The organism is Sphingomonas sanguinis (assembly GCF_001476905.1).
In the GTDB taxonomy this organism is placed as follows: Bacteria; Pseudomonadota; Alphaproteobacteria; order Sphingomonadales; family Sphingomonadaceae; genus Sphingomonas; species Sphingomonas sanguinis_B.
Window position 1 is genome coordinate 1 of sequence record NZ_LDTE01000209.1, and the last position, 896, is coordinate 896.

At 65.3% G+C, this 896-nt stretch carries 2 protein-coding genes; one reads left to right on the plus strand and one right to left on the minus strand.

Going from position 1 to position 896, the window contains the following annotated elements:
- Positions 1-111: 111 nt before the first annotated feature.
- Complete coding sequence (locus tag SB4_RS19330) at positions 112-252, plus strand: DUF2256 domain-containing protein (RefSeq protein WP_082670285.1); 141 nt, start codon at positions 112-114, stop codon at positions 250-252.
- Positions 253-255: 3 nt separating this feature from the next.
- Here SB4_RS19330 and SB4_RS18635 read toward each other — a convergent pair.
- A partial coding sequence (locus SB4_RS18635) for an FAD-binding domain-containing protein (RefSeq protein ID WP_193753898.1) occupies positions 256-896 on the minus strand: 641 nt, incomplete at its 5' end.

Consider the following 896-nt stretch of genomic DNA (forward strand, 5'->3'; position numbering starts at 1 on the left):
GGCGGCGGGCACCCTGCCCTTCCTGCTCGCGCGGGGGATCGGGCAGACCTATCTCGACAAGACGGTCGATTTGGCGGACGTCGCCGCGTTCCTGGACGCCGAGCCGCGCTGATGCCCAACGGGGTCGCCAAGCAGAATTTGCCGAGCAAGATATGCCCGGCCTGTGGGCGACCCTTTACTTGGCGCAAGAAATGGGCGCGGGACTGGGATCAGGTGGTCTATTGTTCAGATGCCTGCCGGAGGAAACGCTAGGGACTATCCCCGCATGGCCTTCGCCGCCGCCAGTGCGCGCTCGCGCCCCTCCCGGTGGCCGATGATCTTGGCAGGATACGCCTTCGGACGACAGCCCGCTTCATCGGGGTCATGGATCGCCGCGTCCGACACGTTCTTCAGCTCCGGCACCCATTGCCGGATATAGTCGCCCGCATCGAACTTCTCCGACTGGCTGAGCGGCGCCATGATCCGGCCGAACATGTTGGAGTCGATGCCCGTGCCCGCGACCCATTGCCAATTGACCGCGTTGTTCCCGTAATCGGCGTCGATCAGGCAATCCCAGAACCAGCGCTCGCCCTCCCGCCAGTCGATCAGCAGATGCTTGATCAGGAACGAGGCGGTGATCATCCGCACCCGGTTGTGCATCCAGCCGGTCGTCCAGAGCTGCCGCATCCCTGCATCGACGATGGGATAGCCGGTGCGCCCGGTCTGCCAGGCTTTCAGATCGGCCTTGGCCTCCTTGCCGCTGCGCCACGGCAACGCGTCGAACGCTTCGCGGCCATTGCGGTCGGCATAGTCCGGCAACGCCATCACCACGCCGTCGGTAAAGTCGCGCCAGGCCAGTTCCTTGCGAAACGTCTCGGTATCACCGCGCCGGTCCAGCGAGTGCCAGACGGCGCGCA

Coding starts and splice junctions, on each gene's coding strand:
- SB4_RS19330 (WP_082670285.1), top strand. CDS start 112: ATGCCCAACGGGGTCGCCAAGCAGAATTTGCCGAGCAAGATATGCCCG.